This is a genomic window from Nocardia sp. 149-1B, from assembly GCF_057747975.1.
Window position 1 is genome coordinate 4,692,672 of sequence record NZ_CM173233.1, and the last position, 22,270, is coordinate 4,714,941.

Annotated in this window: 24 protein-coding genes and 3 tRNA genes; 12 read left to right on the plus strand and 15 right to left on the minus strand. The window is 71.5% G+C overall.

All coding sequences use genetic code 11. The annotated features are described in order from the left end of the window. Positions 1-39: 39 nt before the first annotated feature. Together AC3ANS_RS22465 and AC3ANS_RS22470 are read right to left on the minus strand one after the other, a co-directional pair. The gene (locus AC3ANS_RS22465; protein ID WP_488293792.1) at positions 40-240 is read right to left on the minus strand and encodes a hypothetical protein; all 201 of its coding nucleotides are present in this window, start codon (positions 238-240) and stop codon (positions 40-42) included. Positions 241-305: 65 nt separating this feature from the next. Next, positions 306-378, minus strand: a tRNA-Arg gene (locus AC3ANS_RS22470). A 407-nt stretch (positions 379-785) separates the two neighbouring features. Between AC3ANS_RS22470 and AC3ANS_RS22475 the strand changes: the two genes are divergently transcribed. Further along, on the plus strand, positions 786-2,627 hold the full coding sequence (locus AC3ANS_RS22475; RefSeq protein ID WP_488293793.1) for a phosphoenolpyruvate carboxykinase (GTP): 1,842 nt from the start codon (positions 786-788) through the stop codon (positions 2,625-2,627). A 133-nt stretch (positions 2,628-2,760) separates the two neighbouring features. Continuing rightward, entirely contained in the window at positions 2,761-3,765 is a 1,005-nt protein-coding gene (locus AC3ANS_RS22480) for a hypothetical protein (RefSeq protein ID WP_488293794.1), read from the plus strand. Positions 3,766-3,903: 138 nt separating this feature from the next. Here AC3ANS_RS22480 and AC3ANS_RS22485 read toward each other — a convergent pair whose 3' ends face one another. The 5 genes from AC3ANS_RS22485 to AC3ANS_RS22505 form a co-directional block, all read right to left on the minus strand. Then, positions 3,904-4,032: a hypothetical protein gene (locus tag AC3ANS_RS22485; protein ID WP_488293795.1), complete on the minus strand. Its 129-nt coding sequence runs from the start codon at positions 4,030-4,032 to the stop codon at positions 3,904-3,906. A gap of 394 nt (positions 4,033-4,426) precedes the next feature. Then, complete coding sequence (locus tag AC3ANS_RS22490; protein ID WP_488293796.1) at positions 4,427-5,125, minus strand: helix-turn-helix transcriptional regulator; 699 nt, start codon at positions 5,123-5,125, stop codon at positions 4,427-4,429. A 157-nt stretch (positions 5,126-5,282) separates the two neighbouring features. Further along, positions 5,283-5,636, minus strand: coding sequence for a hypothetical protein (locus AC3ANS_RS22495; protein WP_488293797.1), 354 nt, complete (start codon positions 5,634-5,636; stop codon positions 5,283-5,285). A 178-nt stretch (positions 5,637-5,814) separates the two neighbouring features. Further along, positions 5,815-5,907: transfer RNA gene (locus AC3ANS_RS22500), tRNA-Ser, on the minus strand. Positions 5,908-5,966: 59 nt separating this feature from the next. Beyond that, positions 5,967-6,458: a hypothetical protein gene (locus AC3ANS_RS22505; RefSeq protein WP_488293798.1), complete on the minus strand. Its 492-nt coding sequence runs from the start codon at positions 6,456-6,458 to the stop codon at positions 5,967-5,969. A 107-nt stretch (positions 6,459-6,565) separates the two neighbouring features. Here AC3ANS_RS22505 and AC3ANS_RS22510 point away from each other — a divergent pair, with 107 nt between their 5' ends. Beyond that, entirely contained in the window at positions 6,566-6,949 is a 384-nt protein-coding gene (locus tag AC3ANS_RS22510) for a hypothetical protein (protein WP_488293799.1), read from the plus strand. A gap of 51 nt (positions 6,950-7,000) precedes the next feature. Continuing rightward, positions 7,001-7,085: transfer RNA gene (locus AC3ANS_RS22515), tRNA-Ser, on the plus strand. Between the two features lie 120 nt (positions 7,086-7,205). On the opposite strand, the gene AC3ANS_RS22520 is transcribed toward AC3ANS_RS22515, so the two are convergent. From AC3ANS_RS22520 to AC3ANS_RS22530, 3 genes are read right to left on the minus strand one after another with little or no spacing between them, the layout of a single operon-like run. Next, positions 7,206-7,439 carry a biotin/lipoyl-binding carrier protein gene (locus AC3ANS_RS22520; protein ID WP_488293800.1) on the minus strand — a complete coding sequence of 78 codons (234 nt, stop codon included), beginning with the start codon at positions 7,437-7,439 and terminating at the stop codon, positions 7,206-7,208. A gap of 50 nt (positions 7,440-7,489) precedes the next feature. Beyond that, entirely contained in the window at positions 7,490-8,560 is a 1,071-nt protein-coding gene (locus tag AC3ANS_RS22525) for a hypothetical protein (RefSeq protein WP_488293801.1), read from the minus strand. 11 nt (positions 8,561-8,571) lie between these two features. Beyond that, the gene (locus AC3ANS_RS22530; protein WP_488293802.1) at positions 8,572-9,366 is read right to left on the minus strand and encodes a carbon-nitrogen hydrolase family protein; all 795 of its coding nucleotides are present in this window, start codon (positions 9,364-9,366) and stop codon (positions 8,572-8,574) included. Between the two features lie 36 nt (positions 9,367-9,402). On the opposite strand from AC3ANS_RS22530, the gene mobA reads away from it, so the two are divergent. Genes mobA through AC3ANS_RS22550 form a run of 4 tightly spaced genes read left to right on the plus strand, consistent with a single transcriptional unit; the run spans position 9,403 to position 12,039 of the window. Further along, entirely contained in the window at positions 9,403-9,972 is a 570-nt protein-coding gene (gene mobA / locus AC3ANS_RS22535) for a molybdenum cofactor guanylyltransferase (protein ID WP_488293803.1), read from the plus strand. Between the two features lie 52 nt (positions 9,973-10,024). Then, complete coding sequence (locus tag AC3ANS_RS22540) at positions 10,025-10,381, plus strand: DUF6457 domain-containing protein (protein WP_488293804.1); 357 nt, start codon at positions 10,025-10,027, stop codon at positions 10,379-10,381. A 51-nt stretch (positions 10,382-10,432) separates the two neighbouring features. Beyond that, positions 10,433-11,410, plus strand: a complete 978-nt coding sequence (locus tag AC3ANS_RS22545) for an NAD(P)H-quinone oxidoreductase (RefSeq protein ID WP_488293805.1) — start codon at positions 10,433-10,435, stop codon at positions 11,408-11,410. Between the two features lie 41 nt (positions 11,411-11,451). Then, the gene (locus AC3ANS_RS22550; protein WP_488293806.1) at positions 11,452-12,039 is read left to right on the plus strand and encodes a bacterial proteasome activator family protein; all 588 of its coding nucleotides are present in this window, start codon (positions 11,452-11,454) and stop codon (positions 12,037-12,039) included. 17 nt (positions 12,040-12,056) lie between these two features. Here the strand turns inward: AC3ANS_RS22550 and AC3ANS_RS22555 are convergent, their stop codons facing one another. The 5 genes from AC3ANS_RS22555 to serS are packed head-to-tail and all read right to left on the minus strand — an operon-like array spanning position 12,057 to position 16,043. Further along, positions 12,057-12,632, minus strand: coding sequence for a hypothetical protein (locus AC3ANS_RS22555; RefSeq protein WP_488293807.1), 576 nt, complete (start codon positions 12,630-12,632; stop codon positions 12,057-12,059). An 18-nt stretch (positions 12,633-12,650) separates the two neighbouring features. Then, positions 12,651-13,445 carry an HAD-IIB family hydrolase gene (locus tag AC3ANS_RS22560; RefSeq protein WP_488293808.1) on the minus strand — a complete coding sequence of 265 codons (795 nt, stop codon included), beginning with the start codon at positions 13,443-13,445 and terminating at the stop codon, positions 12,651-12,653. Continuing rightward, positions 13,442-13,939, minus strand: coding sequence for a GNAT family N-acetyltransferase (locus AC3ANS_RS22565; RefSeq protein WP_488293809.1), 498 nt, complete (start codon positions 13,937-13,939; stop codon positions 13,442-13,444). The genes AC3ANS_RS22560 and AC3ANS_RS22565 overlap by 4 nt, the downstream gene beginning before the upstream one ends. Then, entirely contained in the window at positions 13,939-14,772 is an 834-nt protein-coding gene (locus AC3ANS_RS22570; protein WP_488293810.1) for an HAD family hydrolase, read from the minus strand. Before AC3ANS_RS22570 ends, AC3ANS_RS22565 begins: the two co-directional genes overlap by 1 nt. After that, on the minus strand, positions 14,769-16,043 hold the full coding sequence (gene serS / locus AC3ANS_RS22575; protein WP_488293811.1) for a serine--tRNA ligase: 1,275 nt from the start codon (positions 16,041-16,043) through the stop codon (positions 14,769-14,771). Before serS ends, AC3ANS_RS22570 begins: the two co-directional genes overlap by 4 nt. Before the next feature lie 136 nt (positions 16,044-16,179). On the opposite strand from serS, the gene AC3ANS_RS22580 reads away from it, so the two are divergent. The 4 genes from AC3ANS_RS22580 to kdpC all read left to right on the plus strand — a co-directional run bounded on the left by AC3ANS_RS22580 (position 16,180) and on the right by kdpC (position 22,265). Next, positions 16,180-17,754 carry a bifunctional phosphatase PAP2/diacylglycerol kinase family protein gene (locus AC3ANS_RS22580; RefSeq protein WP_488293812.1) on the plus strand — a complete coding sequence of 525 codons (1,575 nt, stop codon included), beginning with the start codon at positions 16,180-16,182 and terminating at the stop codon, positions 17,752-17,754. A gap of 188 nt (positions 17,755-17,942) precedes the next feature. Next, entirely contained in the window at positions 17,943-19,607 is a 1,665-nt protein-coding gene (gene kdpA / locus AC3ANS_RS22585) for a potassium-transporting ATPase subunit KdpA (RefSeq protein ID WP_488293813.1), read from the plus strand. After that, positions 19,604-21,637 carry a potassium-transporting ATPase subunit KdpB gene (kdpB, locus tag AC3ANS_RS22590; protein ID WP_488293814.1) on the plus strand — a complete coding sequence of 678 codons (2,034 nt, stop codon included), beginning with the start codon at positions 19,604-19,606 and terminating at the stop codon, positions 21,635-21,637. Before kdpA ends, kdpB begins: the two co-directional genes overlap by 4 nt. Before the next feature lies 1 nt (position 21,638). After that, complete coding sequence (gene kdpC, locus AC3ANS_RS22595; RefSeq protein ID WP_488293815.1) at positions 21,639-22,265, plus strand: K(+)-transporting ATPase subunit C; 627 nt, start codon at positions 21,639-21,641, stop codon at positions 22,263-22,265. Positions 22,266-22,270: the final 5 nt, after the last annotated feature.

The following is a 22,270-nucleotide window of genomic DNA, read 5'->3' on the forward strand; positions in this document are numbered from 1 at the left end:
CCGCGATCTGAGGGGGTCTGGACCGGTGGGTGCCACTGCTCAGCGGCATGCGAGCTCGAACCGGACGACCTCCACGGCCGCGTCCGCGTCGTGGTTCGCGCGGATCTCGACCATCAGGGGGAGCAGCCGCCCCGACATCTCGACCCGTGCGGCCTGGGTGCGCAGAGGCTCCGGCACCGGCAGCTCCGCGAGGCCGGCGACGCACGGATCGTTGAACACCGGGACCCGCGTCTGCGCCACGTGAAGAGTGTAGAAATGCAGCGAGGCCCGCCCCATCAGAACCGGTGAGGAGGGCCTCGACTCTGCGCGCCCGGAGGGATTCGAACCCCCAACCTTCTGATCCGTAGTCAGATGCTCTATCCGTTGAGCTACGGGCGCCCGTCGCGCACCGAGGTGATCGACCCGTCGAGGATAGCCGAGCGCCGGCTCGCGTCTGAAATCGGCACCCCAGCCGGGCTCCGGGCGGGCTTTCGGCCACGAGTCACGGCCGGAATCTTTTGTCGCCAAAATGCCGAAGAAAGCCTTATGTAGACAGGGATTCTCCGTCTGTGACCTGGCCCACGGACCGTTGAACGATCCAATGTGTTGCCGCTGAAATGCGGGGGTACTGTCGCCCCACCCCAGGGGCCCGAGGCCGGTTCGCCGGCCGCCTCCGGGCCCCCACCAGTCGCCGCCAACGACGCCGGCCGATCCAGACCGACTCCACGACACACCGTCGACGCGTCGACGGCCGGAGGCCCCGACAGTCGGGTGGCCACCGCGAATCCGCGAGAGGGAAGCAGGAAATGACCGCCGAGACGCAGCAGGCACCGACCACCGAGGCGACCAACGGCCGCCCGCCGACGACCCACCAAGGCATTCTCGACTTCGTCAACGAGGTCGCCGCGATGACCCAGCCGGACCGCATCCACTGGTGCACCGGCTCCGACGAGGAGTGGACCGAGCTGACCGACGCGCTGGTGTCGACCGGCACGTTCACCCGGCTCAACCCGGCGATCAAGCCGAACTCCTTCTATGCGGCCTCGGACCCCATCGACGTGGCGCGCGTCGAGGACCGCACCTACATCTGCTCGGTCGACAAGCGCGACGCGGGGCCCACCAACAACTGGATGGACCCGAACGAGATGAAGGCGCTCATGCGCGACCTCTACGCCGGTTGCATGCGCGGGCGCACGATGTACGTCATCCCGTTCGTGATGGGCCACATCGAGGCCGAGCACCCGATGTTCGGCGTGGAGATCACCGACTCGGCGTACGTCACCGCCTCGATGCGCGTGATGGCCCGCATGGGCAGCAACGTCCTCGCCCGGATGGAGGAGCTGGACGCCGAGTTCGTCCCGGCCGTGCACTCCGTCGGCCACCCGCTGGAGCCCGGTCAGGCCGACGTCGTCTGGCCCTGCAACGACACCAAGTACATCGTGCAGTTCCCCGAGGAGCGCGCGATCTGGTCCTACGGCTCCGGCTACGGCGGCAACGCGCTGCTTGGCAAGAAGTGCTACGCCCTGCGCATCGCGAGCGTGATGGCCCGCGACGAGGGCTGGCTGGCCGAGCACATGCTGATCCTCAAGCTCACCTCGCCCGAGGGCACGGTGAAGTACGTCGCGGCCGCGTTCCCGAGCGCCTGCGGCAAGACCAACCTCGCGATGCTCAAGCCCACGATCCCGGGCTGGAAGGTCGAGACTCTCGGCGACGACATCGCCTGGATGCGCGTCGGCGAGGACGGCCGCCTGTGGGCGGTCAACCCCGAGTACGGCTTCTTCGGGGTCGCGCCGGGCACCAACGAGCACACCAACCCCAACGCGATGAGCACCATCAACAAGGGCAACTCGGTCTTCACCAACGTCGCCCTCACCCCCGACGGCGACATCTGGTGGGAGGGCCTGGAGAACACCCCCGCCAAGGCCACGTCCTGGAAGGGCGAGGAGTGGACGCCGGAGAGCGACTTCCTCTCCAGCCACCCCAACAGCCGCTACTGCACCCCCATCAAGCAGTGCGACATCCTCGCGCCCGAGTACGACGACCCGCGCGGCGTACCGATCAACGCGATCCTGTTCGGCGGCCGCCGCAAGACCACCGTCCCGCTGGTCTTCGAGGCCCGGGACTGGACGCACGGCACGTTCCTCGGCGCCACGCTCTCCTCCGAGACGACCGCTGCCGCGGTCGGCCAGGTCGGCGTCGTACGCCGTGACCCGATGGCGATGCTGCCGTTCATCGGCTACAACGCCGGGGACTACTTCAACCACTGGATCACGGTCGGCAAGGACAACGACGCCGCGAAGCTGCCGCGGATCTTCTACGTCAACTGGTTCCGCCGCGACGCGGACGGTGGCTTCCTGTGGCCGGGCTTCGGTGAGAACAGCCGGGTCCTGAAGTGGGTCGTCGAGCGCATCGAGGGCCAGGCCGCCGCGGTCGAGACCCCGATCGGCCACGTGCCCACCCCCGAGTCCCTCGACACCGACGGTCTCGACATGACTCGCGAGGACCTGGAGGCCGCGCTGGCCGTCGACCCCGACGAGTGGCGCGCCGAGCTCCCCCAGATCCAGGAGTGGTTCGAGAAGTTCGGCGACGACCTGCCCGCCGTGCTCTGGACCGAGCTCGACGGCCTGCGGGCGCGCCTCGGCGGCTGAGAGCTGGCGTCACCAAGATCACCCGCAGGGCCCCATCCGTGACGGATGGGGCCCTTCGTGCTGGTGGGCTGTGGGATCATCTGCTCACAGGTTCGGCACGCAGGGGGGCGAGGGTCGGAAGGGGAGGCGAGCCGTGGAGTCCTTGGGTCCGGACGATCGCGTTCTGTTCGAGGGTGCGGGTACGGCGCTCTTCGAGGAGCTCGTCACGGCCAGCGGCATCCCGGCGGAGGACCGGCGGCTCGTCCCGGGCGGCGAGCTGCACGACGCCCTCGAGCTGCTGCGGAGAATGGGGCTGGCCAGGCCGAACGCCGACGGAACCCGCTGGGAGGCACAGGACCCCACGACCGCGCAGGCCCGGGTCGTCTCACCGCTCGGGAAAGAAGGGGCGCGGCTGCTCAAGGAGTCCTCGGAGTGGGCAACGGCCTTCGGAACGCTGAGCCAGACCTGGCGGAGGGCGCCGCACGAGGTCGTCGGCGGTCCGTTCACGTACCTCGAGTACGACGAGATCGACCCCTTCATCGCCGCGACGGTCGCCGACTGCGAGGAGGAGGTCCTCACCGCGCAGCCGCAGGCCATCCATAGCACCAAGGTGCTGCCCCACGTCGTGCTGCGCGACGCCGCGCTCCTCGAGCGCGGCGCTCGCATCCGCACGCTCTACCAGCACAGCGCCCGGCGCAACACCGTCACCCGCGAGTACGTCGCCCAGGTCACCGCGCGCGGCAGCGAGGTGCGGACCCTCGACGAGTTCTTCAACCGGATGATCGTGATCGACCGGAGAGTGGCGATCATCCCGAGCAAGGAGACCCACCGGGTGGCGCTCGTCGTCCGAGAACCGTCGGTGGTGGCCTACCTGGTCGACGTGTTCGAGCGCTCCTGGGAGCGAGGCCGGCCGTTCACCAGCAGCGAGGCGTCGGTGATGCGCGACATCGCCTCCGAGCAGCGCTCCATGACCTTGCGGATGCTCATCGAGGGGCATTCCGACCCGGTCTCGGCGAAGCGCCTCGGCGTGAGCCCGAGGACCTACGCCGGGTACATCTCCGACCTCAAAGAGGAGTTCGAGGCCGAGACCCGGTTCCAGCTCGGTTACAAGATCGGTCGGCTCGGCATCACCGGACGCGACGAGGACTCGGGGGATTGATCGGCCCAACTCGAGACGCGACGAAGGGCAGCGACCTGAGGTCGCTGCCCTTCGTCGTGGTGGTCGAGCCGGGCCGGGGGGTGGCGCTGGGACCGAACAAGTGGGGGGTGAGTTGGGTCCCCGACTCGACCGAGCTCGTTAGCGGCCGCCGCCAATGCCCGGGCGGCCCCAGCCGGTATCGGCGTTCGCCGGGGCCGAGATACCCAGCAGGCCGAAGCTCAGCGTTGCGGTGACCACCGCGACGGCGATCTTGCGCACAATGTTCATGTTCCCTCTCCACCTTCTACGCGGGTCCCACGGAAGACCCGGTGCCCCCAGTCTGGGCGCGCGCGACGTGCCGGCGCGAAGAAACCAGTGCCTCAAAATTGTGCATTGCATCTTTCTGCAAGCGCGCCGATGCATGAACGCCGTAGACACGCGCCCGGGTCCGGCTCCCGTACCCAGCTGAGCGGGTGCGGGAGCCGCCCGAGGCCGGGATGTCCCCCGTGGCAACCCGGCCGGCCGCCCGACGCACCGGACGACCGTAGGAAGCCTACGAACGACTGAGCTGGACGTCGCGCCGGTTGCAACAACCTGCAACGCACCTGCCGCGGACCATCCCGGGTGGTCCGCGGTGATCACCTCATACGGTCGTCACGCCGAGGGCACCTCACGCGGCGGCTCAGTCGTCGTCGGCGAGCTCACGGAACCGAGCCCCGGCAGCGAAGCGGGAGCGGACGCCCAGCACGTCCATGAGCCGCGCCACCTCCGCGCGCACGGTGCGGACAGACACGCCGAGCGTCTCCGCGATCACCTCGTCGCGCGCGTCCTCTATGAGGAGCGCTGCGACTTGGTATTGGCGGTGGGTGAGCTGCCTGAGGTCGTGCAGCTCGTCAGACGCCGGGTAGGAAGCGGCCATGGCAGCGTGCCAGTATCGCCACGCAGCCTCGAGGCAGTCGTCGGCAGTGACTGCCATCAGGGTCATCTCGCCACCGACAAACGGGCCTTGCAGCAGCACGTAGCGACGGTCCACGATCTTCATCTGGACGGACCCGACACCGAGCCGGTAGTCCCCGAGCTGTTCACCGGCGATCAGTTGTCGCGATGCGGGGTCGAGGCCGTTCCAGTCGAACAGGCTGACCATCCGGAGACCACGCTCGACCAGCCAACGGTTGTAGGGGACGGACACCCGGAGCTCGGCCACTGTCGCCACAGGGCGGACCGAGAGCAAGTCACTCCAGGTCTTGATGTCTTCGCGCATCCAGTCACTGATGCCCGATCGCCCCCGAGCCACCACCCGCGCGTGACTGACCTGGCCGCGCAAGAGTGCCGTAGCGATCTCGCCGCGGCGCACCTGCAGCACGGCCGCCGCATCGAGCACAGCGTGCTGAATCTCTGGCGGGACGCGATACCGCGGCCCGGAGCCTCCGTGCCCCGTCATCGCCGCGGCAACCAGGCCGCGGCCGACGCTGCGCGCGTGCCGGCCGGAGCTGCGACGTTCCCCGTACGCCGCGGTCGGGGGTCAGGAGCTGGGAGGGTCATGGCTCGACCATCATGTCGCGCAACCCGACCCCCGCGGCGAAGCGGGACCGGACCCCGAGGGCCTCGATCAGCTGGGCGATGTCGCCGCGGACGGTGCGCGGGCTCACCCCGATCTGCCGCTGCCGGGGGGTCGGGCTGTCGAGCTCGTCAGCCTCGTCCTGGTTCGCGGGCCACGACGAGGCCACTGCTGCGTGCCGGTGGCGGCTCCCGGCATCGAGGCGTTCGGGCGCGGTGACCTCCGTGCCCGCCACGGACCGGGCGACCACCCGGGCGCCGCAGGCCTCACCGCGCGCGACCCTGGCCGCGAGCTCGCTGCGCCGCACCTGGAGGGCGGCCGCAGCGTCGAGCACGATCTGCCGACTCTCGGCGGTGATGCGCCAGCGGGAACCGTGAACCGGCCCGACCTCGTCCACCATCGACCTCAGGACCCCCGAACTGATACCGCCTCTCAGGATAGCGACGGCATCGCGCGGTCCGCGTCCGAACATGAGAAACCGCCCCGGGTCCACGTGGCCGGGGCGGCTTCGCTGGCGGAGGCGGCGGGATTTGAACCCGCGAGAGGGGATTACCCTCAACCCGCTTAGCAGGCGGGCGCCATAAACCGGGCTAGGCGACGCCTCCCCGACAGCCCGCACAGGCTACAAGGCCCTGGCGCGGACGACCAATCTGGGCGTCGTACGTCAGGGAGCAGGCGGGTCGTTCAGGGGTCGCAGACCCTGGCCGCGCTGGAGGTGCTCGCGCAGATCGCGCGCGAACTCCTCCCGATCCGCGGCGAGCGCCTGCACCGGGATCGTGGTCGTGCGGCCGCCCGTCAGCCGGAGCTGCAGGACCGGGACGCCGCCCGGCGACGCCGTCACGGCCTCCTCGACCTCCTTCCAGCCCGCGGCCGCCACACCGACGCCGCGCACGAGGCGCACCCGGTAGCCCTCCGGGCCGAGGTGGACGACGGCGATCCGCTGGGACACGACCGTCGCGGCGGTGAGCACGCCCACCACGCCCAGGACCACGGCGACGAGGAGGGTGAGGCTGGGCAGGCTCAGCAGCGCGACCAGCACGGTGATCACCACCAGGACCAGCGCGAGGCCGACCAGCAGGACTCCCACGAATCGGGCAGCGAACGCCGGCGCGAGCCGATAGTCGGACGTCTGCGGTTCGGGGCGGTCACCGGCCATGGGTTGATTGAACAAGACATCGGATTGAGGGCCGACAGCGGGTTGTGGCCCACGCTCGACGGGGTGACACTCGAATCTCCCCCACCGCGCAAGGCCGGGAGGTACCGATGACCGTGACCGCCACCGGGATGATGCCGGCACTGCTGGGCCTGCGCCTGGCTCTCGACACCGCGCACGAGCCAGATGTCTCCCTGGGCAGCTGGCGGTGGACGGTGCGCCAGCAGATGGCCGGCGTACGAGACGTCCTCCTCGCCGAGGCCCAGCACGACGGCGAGGGCTGGCTCGCCGCCCGCGCCGGCACCGTGCTGCGCGAGCGCACCATGCTGCTCGCCCGGCTCAGCGCCCTCGGTCCGCAGGTCCTCGAGAGCGACGACGTCGACGGTCTCCGCGCCGAGCTGCACCGGCTCGTGGTCGACATCGGACGGCACGCCCAACGCATCCACGACCTGGCGTACGACGAGGTCGAGCTCGAGCTGGGCGGCTCGGAGTAGCCCACCGGTCGTCGGCCTAGACTCCTCGGTGACCGGGCCCGGCCCGGCCATGGAGGGGTGCCGGAGTGGCCGATCGGAACCGCCTTGAAAGCGGTCGTAGGGAGACCTACCGCGGGTTCGAATCCCGCCCCCTCTGCTCTGAGCTGCCCGAGCCTGAGCCTGCGAAGGCTCGGACCCAGCAGCCAGGTCGAGTAGCCCGCGACCGAGGCACGAGGTCGCGACGGGCGCATCGAGACTGCCGCGCAGCGGAAACGCCTCAGTCGAGCACGATCTCCACGAGCACGTCGCCCTCCTGGACGACGTCGCCGGGAGCGACCTTGACGGCGCGGACGGTGCCGGGGTGCTCGAGGAGGACGGGGATCTCCATCTTCATCGACTCCAGCAGCACCACGGTGTCGCCGGCCTCGACCCGGTCCCCGGGTGCGACGGCCACGCTCAACACGTTGGCCACCATCTCAGCCACGATCTCGGTGACCTGCTCACGCGCCATGATCCGAACGTAGCCGTTACCAGCGCGTAGGCGAGAACCGGGCGGATCGCTCAGAGCAGGGCGTGGGTGCGGCTGGGCTCTGGGCGCAGCGCGCCCGCCTCCTCGTCGCGGCGCCCCCGGCGTCCCCGGCGACCTCGCGGCGCGGTCAGCGCCAGGTCCAGGCGGATGACCAGGAAGCCGAGCACCAGTCCGACGGCCACGCCGTACACCACCGAGAGCCCGCCCTCCACGAGCGTGATGGCGGGGTTCACGAGCGCGACCGCGACGGGGATGGTCGCGGCGACGCCGAACGCGCACACCCACCAGCCCTGACGCCGCCGGGCGCGCATGTGGGTGCCCCACGCGAGGGCGGGGACCCCGAGCAGCGCCTCCAGCGGCCGCGGGAACGCGCCGAGGTGGTCGCGGCTCCAGTCGACGACGTCCAGCAGCGAGTGGACCAGGCCCGGGGTGCCGTAGCGGCGCAGGAGCTCGGCGTACGCCAGCGTGAGGGCGAGCACGACGCTGCCGCTGAGCACCGTGACCACCCCGCGGCGGCCGAGGCCGTGCAGGCCCGCGCCGAGGCGGTAGACGAGCATCAGCGCGCCCGCGAACGACAGGCTCAAGGTGGCGTACTCGAAGCGGGCCACGGTGACCACGGGCTCGAACCCGACGGTGGCCAGCGCGCCCACCGCCGCGACCGCGACCGCCAGCAGCACCTCGCGCACCGCGTGCACGAACCGGACCGCCGGCACCGTGGCCATCACCGCCAGCACCGCCGACACCACGCAGGTCAGCACCGATGCGCCGGTGCGCAGCGAGTCGTCGTCGCTAACGACCACGACCACCCCCAGCACCAGCGCGAGCAGTCCGACCACCACCGGGCGGCCGCCGGTGCGCGCCGCGAGCGCCCAGGAGTACGCCGTCACCACCGCGATCGACCCGGCACCGCAGAGCCAGCTCGGCCCGCGCTCGGCCACGCACGACACCAGCGCGCCGAGCCCCGCCAGCACGATCACCGCCCAAGCCACGACCGGCACCCACGAGCTCGCGACCCGCTCGACGCGGGTGCGCACACCGCCTGCCGCCCGCTCTCGGCGCGTCGGCGGGCGCTCGGCACGGCGACGGGGGGCGGATCTGGACACGACAGGTCAGGTTACAGACGCCGGTTGGCCAGCGACGGGTTGGTCGTCCGGGCAGCCGCGAGGTCCGCGAGACGCAGTGTGGCGGTCACGAGGCCGGGGCCCTCGCCCGCCTCGGCCAGCACGTCGCCCATCGGGTCGACGACCATCGAGTGACCGGTGTAGCGCGGTCCGGGCTGGCCGGCGGCCGCGACGAAGACCGTGTTCTCGATCGCCCGCGCCCGCACCAGCGTGCGCCAGTGGTCGACCTTGCGCGGGCCGGCCACCCACGCCGACGGCACGACCAGCAGGTCCGCGCCCCGGTCGACCAGCGCGCGCGCCATCTCGGGGAACCGCAGGTCGTAGCAGGTCATCAGGCCCACCCGGAACCCGCCGACCTCTACCACCACCGCAGGCCCGGTCGGGCCGGCGCTGAGCCGGTCGGACTCGCGGTAGCCGAAGGAGTCGTAGAGGTGGACCTTGCGGTACGACGCGTCCGCGGCACCCCGGACGACCAGGGTGTTGAACGGCCGGTCCGGGTCGTCGCTCGTCTCGAACATCCCCGCCACGACGGTCGTGCCCCGCTCGGTCGCCACCCGGCCCACCTCGGAGGCGAAGGGACCGTCCACCGGCTCGGCGTACGGACCCACGTCGGACCCCGCCTCGCCGAAGTCACGGGCGAAGGCCTCGGGGAACACCACCAGGTCGGCGTCGCTGGGGGTCAGGGCGGCCAGGAGGTCGCGGTTGGCCACCGGCTCGAGGCCGGACGCGTGCTGGACGAGCGCGACCCGGAGCTCGGGCTCGGGGGCGGGGGAGGTGGCGGGGGGCACGGACCCCAGGGTGCCACCGGTGCGAGACTGACGCCCATGGTCCTCCCCCCGGGCACCACCGGCTTCTGCGCCGTCGTCCTGGCCGGCGGCCGCGCCGCCCGGTTGGACGGGGCCGACAAGGCCTCGGTGGAGTACCTCGGCCGGACCCTGCTCGAGCACGCGATCGAGGCGCTGATGGACGCCTCCGAGGTCGTCGTCGTCGGTGACCCCGTCCCGACGACGCGACCGGTGACGTTCGTCCGCGAGAACCCGAGGTACGGCGGGCCCGTCGCGGCCCTGCTCACCGGCCGCGACGCGTTGGTGCGGGAGCCGCGGACCCTCGGCGTGCTCGCGGTGGACATGCCGCTGGTGACGCCATGGACGTTCCGCCGGCTGCACGAGGCGGCCGTGGGCCAGGACGGGGCGTTCCTCACCGACCACGAGGGCCACCGCCAGCTGGCGGGGGTCCTCGACGCCGCCCGTCTGGACGCCGTCCGTCCCGACCACGAGGCCCAGCACGGCATGTCCTTGCGCCGGCTGCTCGGCGAGCTCGACCTCGTCGACGTGCCTCCGGAGGGCGGCGAAGGACGCGACGTGGACACCTGGGAGGACCTGCGCGACCTGTGACGCTGACGACGAGGGGTTGCGAGGTGGGCACGTAACGGGAAATCTGTCCCACGTGAACCTCCACGACTGGATCGACGAGCTGAGCGACGTCCTCGATGTGGACACCGAGCTCGACGAGGCGCTGGTCCTCGACCTCGCCCGCGCCGCAGCCCACAACGTGGCCCGGCCGGCGGCGCCGATCACGACGTACCTGCTCGGTTTCGCGGCCGGCTCCCAGGGCGCCGACCCGGAGGCAGTGGAGGCACTCGCGGCCCGGGCGCAGGCCCTCGCCGACGGCTGGGACCGTCCCGCGAACGCGCCCGACCCCGACGACATCAACGACCCGGTCCCCGACGACAGCACCGTGGACCACACCGGCGACGCGTTCGAGGGTTCGGACGACGAGGACGAGGACGACGCCGAGGAGTGACCTCGGCGTCTCCCTGGGAGTGGTCTTCGGACGGTCCCTAGGGTGGGTGCCATGCGCGCTGTGATCGCCGACGGTGTCGGTGGGCCCGAGGTCCTGTCCCTGGGCGAGCTGCCCGATCCGGAGCCGGGGCCCGGCGAGGTGGTGCTCACCGTCGCGGCGACCGGCCTCAACCGGGCCGACCTGCTGCAGCGGCAGGGCTTCTACCCGCCGCCGCCGGGGGCATCGGACGTGATCGGCATGGAGTGCAGCGGCACCGTCGCCGCACTCGGCGAGGGCGTGACCGGGTGGTCCGTCGGCGACCAGGCGTGCGCGCTGCTCGCCGGGGGCGGGTACGCCGAGCAGGTCGCCGTACCGGCCGGACAGCTGATGCCGATCCCCGACGGCGTCGACCTGGTCACCGCCGCGGCGCTGCCGGAGGTGGCGTGCACGGTGTGGTCGAACGTGTTCATGGTGGCGGGACTCAAGCCCGAGGAGGCGTTCCTCGTGCACGGGGGTGCCGGCGGCATCGGGACGTTCGCGATCCAGCTCGCCCACCGGTTCGGCGCGCGAGTGCTGACCACGGCCGGGACCGCCGAGAAGCGCGCCGCGTGCGCGGCGCTCGGGGCGGACGTCACGATCGACTACCGGGAGCAGGACTTCGTCGAGGAGAGCCGGGCCGCCACCGACGGCCGCGGCGTCGACGTGATCCTCGACAACATGGGCGCGAAGTACCTCGACCGCAACCTCGACGCGCTCGCGACCGAGGGCCGCCTGGTGATCATCGGGATGCAGGGCGGCACCAAGGCCGAGCTCGACATCAACAAGCTGCTGCGCAAGCGCGGAGCGATCATCGCCACCACGCTGCGGGCCCGTCCCACCGAGGAGAAGTCGGCGATCTGCGCGTCCGTCGTCGAGCACGTGTGGCCGCTCGTGGCCTCCGGCGAGGTGCGGCCGGTGGTGCACGGCACGATGCCGATGGCCGAGGTCGCGGCCGCGCACGAGCTGATGGGCTCGGGAGAGCACAGCGGGAAGATCCTGCTCACCGTGTGACGGCAGGGACGACGCGGGGCGCCCCCGGATACGGTGGTGGCATGAGCGAGCAGCCCGGACAGGACGAGCAGGAGCAGCAGGTCGTGATCATCGGGCCCGACGGTCAACCCATCGGCTCGGTGCCGGCGTCCGCGCTGCAGGGTGCGGTCGCCGAGGGCGACGGCGAGGGTGAGGACGAGCGCGCGATCACCGACCTGGTCGAGCAGCCGGCCAAGGTGATGCGGATCGGGAGCATGATCCGCCAGCTGCTCGAGGAGGTGAAGGCCGCGCCGCTCGACGAGGCCAGCCGCAACCGCCTCAAGGAGATCCACCAGGCCTCCATCAAGGAGCTCGAGGCCGGGCTGGCCCCCGAGCTGGTCGAGGAGCTCGACCGGCTGACGCTGCCGTTCACCGAGGACACCGTCCCCTCCGACGGCGAGCTGCGGATCGCCCAGGCCCAGCTCGTGGGTTGGCTCGAGGGCCTCTTCCACGGCATCCAGACCGCGATCTACGCCCAGCAGATGGCGGCTCGCGCGCAGTTCGAGCAGATCCGCCGGGCGCTGCCGCAGGGGATGACCCCCGCCCCCGGCCAGCCGCAGGCCGACGGCGCGACACCGCGTCCGGGCGACTCGGGCGGCATGTACCTCTGACCGTTGACCCGTCAACGTCAGGAGCGTCGGCGCCCCAGGCCTGCTACGAGCAGCAGCCCGAGCAGCCCGACGATGACCAGCGCGGCGCCGGGCGCGGCCACCCGCTCGAAGCTGGTGCGCTCGCCGGCCACCCGGGTGAAGGTCGCCTCGACCGGCGCGGGCGGCGCGGCGCTGCGGCCCTGGCCCAGCAGCCGCTCGACCCGCGAGACAAGGGTGTCGGTCGCCCGGGCGGTCCCGGCGTAGCTGGTGGTCTCCTGGTCGGGCCCGGTCGTGAAGAAGACGTAGTCGGCACCGGTGCGCAGGTCGGGCAACCCGCAGGCCCGCGGGGCCATGGAGGTCGACACCGTCGTCTCCGCGGCGGCGACGTCACCCTTGTAGACGCGGTCGACAGTGACGGCGTACACGACCGTGCCGCCCTGGCTGCTGCTGTTCTCGACCGTGGCGGTGAAGACGTCGTCGGCGTCCATCGTCCGCTTCTCGAGGCTGTGCCGGACGTCCGGGCACGCGGACGCGGGGGCGGCCGTGGCGACGGTCGTGACCGCCGCGCCGCCGGCGAGCAGCAGGGCGGAGAGGAGCGCACGGGTCACGGACACACCGACCATCTCAACAGATCACAGGTCGAACACACCAGCCAGCACCCGGGCGACGCCGTCCTCGTCGTGGCCGGGGGCGACGTGGTCGGCCGCCTCGGTCACGGTGGGGTGGGCGTCCGCCATGGCGTACGACGTGCCCGCCCACGCCAGCATCGGCAGGTCGTTGGGCATGTCGCCGAACGCGATCACCTCGTCCGCCTCGACGCCCAGGTCGTCGCACAGCAGCGCCAGCGTCGAGGCCTTGGTGACGCCGGGTGCGCTGATCTCGAGGAGCGCGGAGCTCGACGACCAGGTGATGACCAGTCGGCCGCCGAGTGCCTCTTCGGCGAGGTCCCAGAACTCCTGGGGCGCGAGCTCCTCGTGCCGGGCCAGCAGCTTGACGACCGGTTCGTCGAACATGTTCGCGATCGGGGCACGGCGGGCCCCCTCGGGCACCCGGTGCTGGTCGTGGAAGTCCGGCTCCAGCACGATCCCGCCGAGCGTCTCGACCGCGAAGGCCGTCTCCGGGAGCGCCGCCCGCAGCAGTCCGCAGGCCTCGATCCCCAGCGCCGGGTCGATGGGTCGCAGCAGGTGCACGTCGTGGCGGCCGACGTCCCACACGAGGGCGCCGTTGGCCACGACGGCCAAGCCGTGCTCCCCGACGTACTCGAAGACCTCCTCGGCCCAGCGCAGCGGCCGTCCGGTCACGAACACGACGACCGCACCGGCCGCCTCCACCGCCGACAGGACCTCGGCGGTGTACGCCGACACCGTGCCGTCGGACCGGACCAGGGTGCCGTCGAGGTCGGTGGCGACCAGGCGGGGGCGGGTCACGACGCCGGGAGCGGCCGCGCCATCACGAGCTCGCCGTCCTCGTTGCTGCCGCGCAGCTCGGTGAACCCGCACTTCGCCAGGACCCGGATGCTGGCGGTGTTCGCGGGCTCCACGCTGGCCCGGACGCGGACGCCGAGGCGGTCGGTCTCGACGAGCAGCGCGCGCAGCGCCTCCGTGGCGAACCCCCAGCCGCGGGCCTCGGCCACGAGGCCGTAGCCGACCTCCACCTCGGGCACGCCGTCGGCGGCCGGCTCGGGCGGACCGAAGAAGCCGATGCCGCCCAGCGTCGTCGATCCCCGCACGATGTGACGAGGCGACCACGGGTCGCCGGCGTGGTAGAGCGTGGCAGCGTCGCGGTCGTCCTGCCGCGGGTAGTCGCGGTGCCAGCCCTCGCGGCGGCGACCGGCGAGGATGTCGGCCGCCTCCTCGGGCGTCCACACGGGCAGCCGCAGGCGCTCGCTGGTGACGAGCTCGGGAGGGGCGTCGGAGGACATCAGTGGAACCACCGGTCGAGCTCGGCGGCGACGCCGTCGTCGTAGACGCTGCCGGTCACGGCGTCGGCGGCCGCGAGGACGTCCTCGATGGCCTGGCCCATCGCGACCCCGCGGTAGGCCCACTCGAACATCTCGACGTCGTTGCGGCCGTCGCCGATCGCGAGGGTCTGGTCCGCGGAGACGCCGAGCTCCTTCGCGACGTACTCGAGCCCGGAGGCCTTGGAGACGCCTACCGGCGCCAGGTCGAGCCAGGCGGTCCACCCGACCACGTAGTTGGTGCCCTGCAGACCGAGGCCCTCGGCGAGGGCGACGAACTCGTCGGCGGTCGACTCGGGGTCGCGGATGATCACGCGGCTCACCTCAGCGGCGAGCAGCTCGTCGAGCTCGGTGATGATCATGTCGCCGGACAGCTCCCCGTCGGGGAACTGCGAGTTGACCCGGTAGCCGACCCCGCGCTCCTCGACCGCGACCAGCGCGGTCGGGTGCCGGTCGAGGATCGCCTGCACCGCGGAGCGCGCGTCGAACGTCTCCTCGTGCACGACCTCCAGCGGCGGGTAGCGGAACACCACCGCCCCGTTGGACGCGACGACCCAGAGCCGGTCGCGGTCGGCGGCGTGCAGCTCGAGCAGGTCCGCGACGTTGGTCATGCCGTGCGGGGACCGTCCGCTGGCCAGCACCACGTGCGCACCGGCCGCCAGCGCCCGGTGCACCGACTCCTTGACCGCCGGCGAGATCTCCTCACGGGTGGTGCCGGAGCCCTCGACCCACTTCAGGATCGTGCCGTCGATGTCGAGGGCGACCAGCTCGGGCCGCCAGCCAGCAGGAACGCTCACGTGGCGACCGGCTCCAGGACGTCGCGGCCCAGCCACGGCTGGAGCGCCTTCGGCACCCGCACCGAACCGTCGGCCTGCTGGTGGGTCTCCAGCACCGCGACGATCGTGCGGGTGATCGCGCACAGGGTGCCGTTGAGCGTCGAGATCGGCTTGATCTCCCCGTCGAAACGACCGCGGGTGTCGAGGCGCCGGGTCTGGAACTCCGTGCAGTTCGAGGTGGAGGTGAGCTCGCGGTAGCGGCCCTGAGTGGGGATCCAGGCCTCGCAGTCGAACTTGCGCTGGGCGGAGAGCCCGAGGTCACCGGCGGCCACGTCGATCACGCGGTAGGCCAGCTCGAGCTTCTCGAGGAACTCCTTCTCCCACGCGAGCAGTCGCTGGTGCTCGGCGTACGAGTCCTCCGTCGTGGTGTAGACGAACATCTCGACCTTGTCGAACCAGTGCACCCGGATGATGCCCTTGGTGTCCTTGCCGTGCGAGCCGGCCTCCTTGCGGAAGCACGGGCTGAACGCGGCGTAGCGCATCGGCAGCGCGGCACCGTCGAGGATCTCGTCGGAGTGGTACGCCGCCATCGGGACCTCGGAGGTCCCGACGAGGTACATGTCCTGGCCCTCGATCCGGTAGACGTCGTCGGCCGCCTGGCCGAGGAACCCCGTGCCGTCCATCGCGCGCGGCTTGACCATCGAGGGGGCGATCACGGGCGTGAAGCCGGCCTCGCGCGCCTGCTGCATCGCGAGGTTGACCAGGGCGAGCTCGAGCTCGGCGCCGGCGCCGGTGAGGAAGTAGAAGCGCGACCCGGACACCTTGGCGCCCCGGTCGAGGTCGATCGCGCCGAGCATCCGACCGAGCTCGATGTGGTCGCGCGGCTCGAAGCCCTCGGCGGCGAAGTCGCGGGGGGTGCCGATCTCCTCGAGCACGACGTAGTCGTCCTCACCCCCGGCCGGGGCCTCCTCGGCGGCGAGGTTGGGGATGCTCATCAGGGCCGACTGCCAGGCCTCCTCGGCGGTGGCCTGCGCGGCCTCGGCCTCCTTGACCTCGGCGGCCAGGGTCTTGGTCTGCGCGAGCAGCGCCGCCTTCTCCTCCCCCTGGGCCTGCGGGATCAGCTTGCCGAGCTGCTTCTGCTCGGCGCGCTTGGCCTCGAAGTCGGCGATCGCACGGCGACGCTCGGTGTCGGCGGAGAGCGCCCGGTCCACGACCTCGTCGGACAGCCCGCGCTTGGCCTGGGCGGCACGGACGCGGTCGGGGTCGTCGCGGAGGACTCGTGGATCGATCATCTCGGGGTCCCCGCGGAGTTGGGAGCGCAGCGAGCGACTTCGTGGGGTGAGGTCATGTGCCCAGGCTATCCGTCGCGCGCGGGGGACCTCACCCGAGATACGGGTGCCTGGTGGACCCTTCGGCATACTGGCGGGCGTGCTCGACCGCCCTCGCTCCTTCTTCGTGACCTGGGCGCTGCTCTGCTTCGCTGCCTTCGCCGTCATCGCGGTGCTCGTGACCCACTCGTGGAGTCCGTTGACGAGCATCGACGACCGGGGCAACGGGCTGGAGGGCTGGTCGGTCGACGAGCACTGGATGCGTGAGCCCCTGCGGCTCATCGAGATCGGCTTCGCCACGTTCGGCATGACGGTGTGGACGACGATCCTGGCCGGCGCACTCCTGCTGAAGGGCCACCGTCGGGCCGCACTGCTGACGGTCGTGGTCATGATCGCGACCTCGCTGATGACCACGCTGCTGAAGACGCAGATCGGCCGGGGCCGGCCGCCATGGCAGGACACTCACCACCTGCTGACCACGCACTCCTTCCCCAGCGGCCACGCGTCCTCGATCGCGGCGTACTGCTCGTTGTGTGCCGTGCTGATCGCGATGCTCGTACGCCGCGGCAGCACGCGCCGGCTCCTCTACACCGGCCTGGTGCTCCTGGCCCTGGTCGTGATGTCGGACCGGGTGCTCCTGGGGCGGCACTACCCCACAGACGTCACGGCCGGCGCGCTGCTCGGGGTGGGCATGGTGATGCTCGCCCTCGCCATCTACAACCCGCTCCCCCGCAGCCACGCGGCGAGCATCGCGCCCTTGCCCGAGGTCTACGCGTCCCGGCACCGGCTCGCGGTGATCCTGAACCCGATCAAGGTCGAGGACGTCGGTCAGTTCGAGTCCATCGTGTCCGCGATGGCCGCGGAGGCCGGCTGGTCGGCACCGCGCTGGTACTACACGACGGTCGAGGACCCCGGCACCGGGATGGCCGAGGCCGCCGCCGTCGCCGGGGCGGACCTGGTGCTGGTGTGCGGCGGCGACGGCACCGTGCGCGAGGTCTGCGCCGAGCTGGCCGGTACCGGCATCCCGGTCGGGATCGTGCCCGCCGGGACCGGCAACCTGCTCGCCCGCAACCTCGACATCCCGCTCTACATCCGCGCCGCGATCGACGTCGCGCTCACCGGCCAGGACCGCGCCATCGACCTGGTGGAGGTCTCCGGCGACGGGTTCGAGGACACCCACTTCATGGTGATGGCCGGGATGGGCTTCGACGCCGCGATCATGGAGGGCGTCAACGAGGACATCAAGAAGCGCGTCGGCTGGCTCGCCTACGTGCTCTCCGCGCTGAAGTCCCTGATGTTCCCCGCCGTGCGGGTCGAGGTCTCGGTCGACGGCGGGGAGTTCACCAAGCACCGGGCCCGCACGATCGTGGTCGGCAACGTCGGGTTCCTGCAGGCGGGGATGCCGCTGCTCCCGGACGCCGCGATCGACGACGGCGTGCTGGACGTCGTGATGCTGCACCCGCGCAAGTTCCTCTCGTGGATCCCGCTGGCCTACCGGGTGCTGGCCCGCCGGTCCCGCACCGACGAGCTGGTCAACCGGATGACCGGTCACACGGTCGTCGTCCGCGCCGCCACCGACACCCCCCGTCAGCTCGACGGTGACTCCATCGGCCCCGGCCGCGAGCTCCGGATGACCTGCATCCACGGCCGGCTGCTGGTTCGCGTCCCCCGTTAGGGTCGGGTCAAGGCAGGGCGCCCGAGCGTCAAGGAAGCATCAAGACCCGGCGCGAGGGCCACCGGCGGGGCCTACGAATGGCACGTGGCTGATCTCCTGTACCTTCTCCTGACCGTGGTCGTCTTCGGCCTTCTCGCGGTCCTCGTCGGCGCGCTCGACCGCCGCCTCGGCAACGGGGGCGACAGCGAATGAGCGCCGTCGGTCCCGCGATCGCCCAGGTCGCGGTCCTCGTCGTCGCGCTCGCCGCCGCCGTCCCGCTGCTCGGGCGCTACCTCGCCGGCATCTACACCTCCGAGAAGCACCTGACCGTCGAGCGCGTGTCGTACCGGGCGATGCGCGTCGACGCGGACGCCGACCAGCACTGGCGGTCCTACGCGATGTCGGTCCTCGGCTTCTCCCTGGTCGGTGTGCTCGTGCTCTACGGCTTCGGCCGTCTCCAGGAGCACCTCCCCCTGTCACTCGGGTTCTCCGGGCTGCCGGCCGACGGCGCCTGGAACACCGCGGTCTCGTTCGTCACCAACACCAACTGGCAGTGGTACTCGGGAGAGGCGGCCACCGGCCACCTCTTCCAGATGTCCGGTCTCACCGTGCAGAACTTCGCGTCGGCCGGCGTCGGCATGGCCGTCGCTGCTGCGTTCGCGCGAGGGCTCGCCCGCAGCCTCCGGGGAGGCCGGGTCGGCAACTTCTGGTCCGACCTGGTGCGCACGGTCGTCCGCGTCCTGCTGCCGATCTCGGTCGTCGCGGCGATCCTGTTCGTGCTCTTCGGGGTGGTCCAGAACTTCCTGGAGCCGCAGACCGTGCACACGCTCACCGGGGGCACCCAGGCGATCACGGGCGGTCCGGTCGCGAGCCAGGAAGCGATCAAGGAGCTCGGCACCAACGGCGGCGGCTTCTACAACGCGAACTCCTCGCACCCGTTCGAGAACCCGACGCCGTTCACCGACATCTTCCAGGTCTTCCTGTTGCTGGCCATCCCGTTCTCGATGGCGTGGGCCTTCGGCATCATCGTGGGCGACCGCCGCCAGGGCGGCGCGATCCTCGCGGTGATGGGCGCCCTGTGGGGCGCCTCGGTGCTCCTGCTCACCTGGGCCGAGATGGCCGCGCCCGGGACCGCCCCCCACCTGGCAGGCGCGGCGATGGAGGGCAAGGAGACCCGGTTCGGTGAGGCGGCGTCCGCGCTGTTCGCCTCCTCGACCACCGGCACGTCGACCGGGGCGGTCAACGCGATGCACGACTCGCTGACGGCTCCCGGCGGCGGGATCGCGATGTTCAACATGATGCTCGGCGAGGTCGCTCCCGGCGGCGTCGGCTCCGGCCTCTACGGCATGCTGATGCTGGCCATCGTCACCGTGTTCCTCGCGGGCCTCATGGTCGGCCGGACACCGGAGTACCTCGGCAAGAAGATCGGCGAGCGCGAGATCTGGCTCGTCGCGCTCTACATCCTCGCGACCCCGGTCCTGGTGCTCGTCGGGATCGCGGTCGCGATCACCGCGAAGGACGGCCTGGCCGGCCTCCAGGAGTCCGGCCCCCACGGCCTGTCCGAGGCGCTGTACGCCGTCACCTCGGCCGCCAACAACAACGGCAGCGCCTTCGGTGGCCTGACCTCCGGTACGCCGTTCTGGAACACCCTGCTCGGGTTGTTGATGCTGCTCGGCCGGTTCCTCCCGATGGTGTTCGTCCTGGCCCTCGCCGGGCGCTTCGCCGCCGCGAAACGGCTGCCACCGAGCTCCGGCACCCTGCCCACGCACAAGCCACTGTTCGTTGCCCTCCTCACGGGCGTCGCCCTGGTCGTGGTCGGTCTGACCTACGTCCCGGTGCTCGTCCTCGGTCCGATCGCGGAGTCCCTGTCGTGAACACTCACCACCCGGCGCCGGCCCGGCGCCCGCTCGCCACCCAGCTCCGCGAGGCGCTGCCCGGCGCCCTGCGCAAGCTCGACCCTCGAGAGCTCGTCCACAGCCCCGTGATGCTGGTCGTCGAGGTCGGAGCCGTCGTCACCACCGTGATGTCGGTGCTCGACCCCGGCACCCTCGGCATCGGCGTGTCCATCTGGCTATGGCTGACGGTCCTGTTCGGCAACCTCGCCGAGTCCGTGGCCGAGGGACGCGGCAAGGCCCAGGCCGCGAGCCTGCGTGCCCTCCAGCAGGAGAGCACCGCCCGCCGGCGGCGCCCCGACGGCGGCACCGAGGAGGTCCCGAGCACGGCGCTGCGCGCCGGGGACGTCGTGGTCGTCAGCGCGGGCGAGCGGATCCCGGGTGACGGTGACGTCATCGAGGGGGTCGCCTCGGTCGACGAGTCCGCGGTGACCGGTGAGTCCGCTCCGGTCATCCGCGAGTCCGGCGGGGACCGGTCGGCCGTTACGGGGGGCACTGTGGTGCTCTCCGACGAGATCGTGGTGCGGATCACCTCGGAGCCGGGGCACTCGTTCGTCGACCGGATGATCGCCCTCGTCGAGGGATCCGAGCGGCAGCGCACCCCCAACGAGATCGCCCTCAACATCCTGCTCGCGGTGCTCACGGTCATCTTCCTCGTCGTCGTGGGCTCGCTCCACTACGTCGCCGACTACAGCGGCGCTCATCAGTCCTGGATCGTCCTGGTCGCGCTCCTGGTCTGCCTGATCCCCACCACGATCGGCGCGCTGCTCTCGGCGATCGGGATCGCCGGCATGGACCGGCTGGTGCGCCGCAACGTGCTCGCCATGTCGGGACGCGCGGTCGAGGCGGCCGGCGACGTCGACGTGCTCCTCCTCGACAAGACCGGCACCATCACCTACGGCAACCGCCAGGCCACCGAGCTGCTGCCCCTGGAGGGCGTGACGCACGACGAGCTGGCCGAGGCCGCGCTGCTGTCCTCGCTCGCCGACGAGACGCCCGAGGGACGCAGCATCGTCACTCTGATCGGCGGCGGCCGCGGCGTACCGGACGGCGCCACGCTCGTCGAGTTCTCCGCCACCACCCGGATGAGCGGCATCGACGTCGGCGACCGGGTGGTCCGCAAGGGAGCAGCGTCTGCGATCGCCCAGTGGGCTCGGGCCACCGGCGCCCCGGCCGCAGGGCCGTCCGGTGGGCTCACCGTCCTGGTCGACGGGGTCAGCGCGTCCGGAGGGACCCCCCTGGTCGTCGCCGAGCAGATCGGCGACCAGCCGGCTCGGGTTTTGGGCGTCATCCACCTCAAGGACGTGGTCAAGGAGGGCATCCGGCAGCGCTTCGACGAGCTGCGCGCGATGGGCATCCGCACGGTCATGATCACCGGGGACAACGCCATCACCGCGCGCGCGATCGCCGAGGAGGCCGGGGTCGACGACTTCCTGGCCGAGGCGACCCCCGAGGACAAGATGGCGCTGATCCGCCAGGAGCAGCGCGGCGGCCGGATGGTCGCCATGTGCGGCGACGGCACGAACGACGCCCCCGCCCTCGCCCAGGCCGACGTCGGGGTCGCGATGAACACCGGGACGACCGCGGCCAAGGAGGCCGGCAACATGGTCGACCTCGACTCCGACCCCACCAAGCTCATCGACGTCGTCGAGATCGGCAAGCAGCTGCTGATCACCCGGGGGGCGCTCACGACGTTCTCGGTGGCCAACGACATCGCGAAGTACTTCGCGATCCTGCCGGCGATGTTCGTCGTCGCCTTCCCGGACCTCGACGTGCTCAACGTGATGCGCCTGTCCTCACCGGAGTCGGCGATCCTCTCGGCGGTGGTGTTCAACGCGTTGATCATCGTCGCGCTGATCCCGCTGTCCCTGCGCGGCGTGCGCTACACGCCGTCCTCTGCCGCGGACCTGCTGCGGCGCAACATCCTCATCTACGGCGTCGGCGGCCTGGTCGCTCCCTTCCTGGGCATCAAGCTGCTCGACCTCGTCATCTCGCTGATCCCAGGGGTCTGACATGAAAGACATCTACAGCCTGTTCCGCTTCAGCCTCGCCGGGCTGCGGGTGCTGGTCGCGGCCACGCTGCTCGTGGGCGTCGCCTACCCGCTCGCCGTGTACGGCGCGGCCGCGGTCGCTTCGCCCTGGACGGCGCACGGCTCCCTCGTCACCGCCTCCGGTGACCACACGACCGATCCCCACCAGGCAGTCGGGTCGGCCATCCTTGGCCAGCTGGTCCAGGGGAGCGTGGGCGCCGGCCTCTTCCAGCCGCGCCCGTCCGCGGCCGGAACCGGCTACGACCCGCTCAACTCCTACGGCTCCAACCTGGGCCCCGAGAGCCCGGACCTGATCGCGGCGATCAAGGACCGCAAGGCCGAGATCGCGGCGCGCGAGGGCGTGAACCCCGACCAGGTGCCCGCTGACGCCGTCACCGCCTCGGCGTCCGGGCTCGACCCGGACATCTCGCCGGCATACGCCGCGATCCAGGTACCGCGGGTGGCCCAGGCCAACGGCCTCACCGAGGATCGGGTCCGCGACCTCGTCGCGGAGCACACCAGCGGGCGCACCTGGGGCATCCTCGGCGAGCCGCACGTCAACGTGCTGGAGCTCAACATCGCCGTGCTCCAGGCCGCCGCCCACGGCTGACTGGC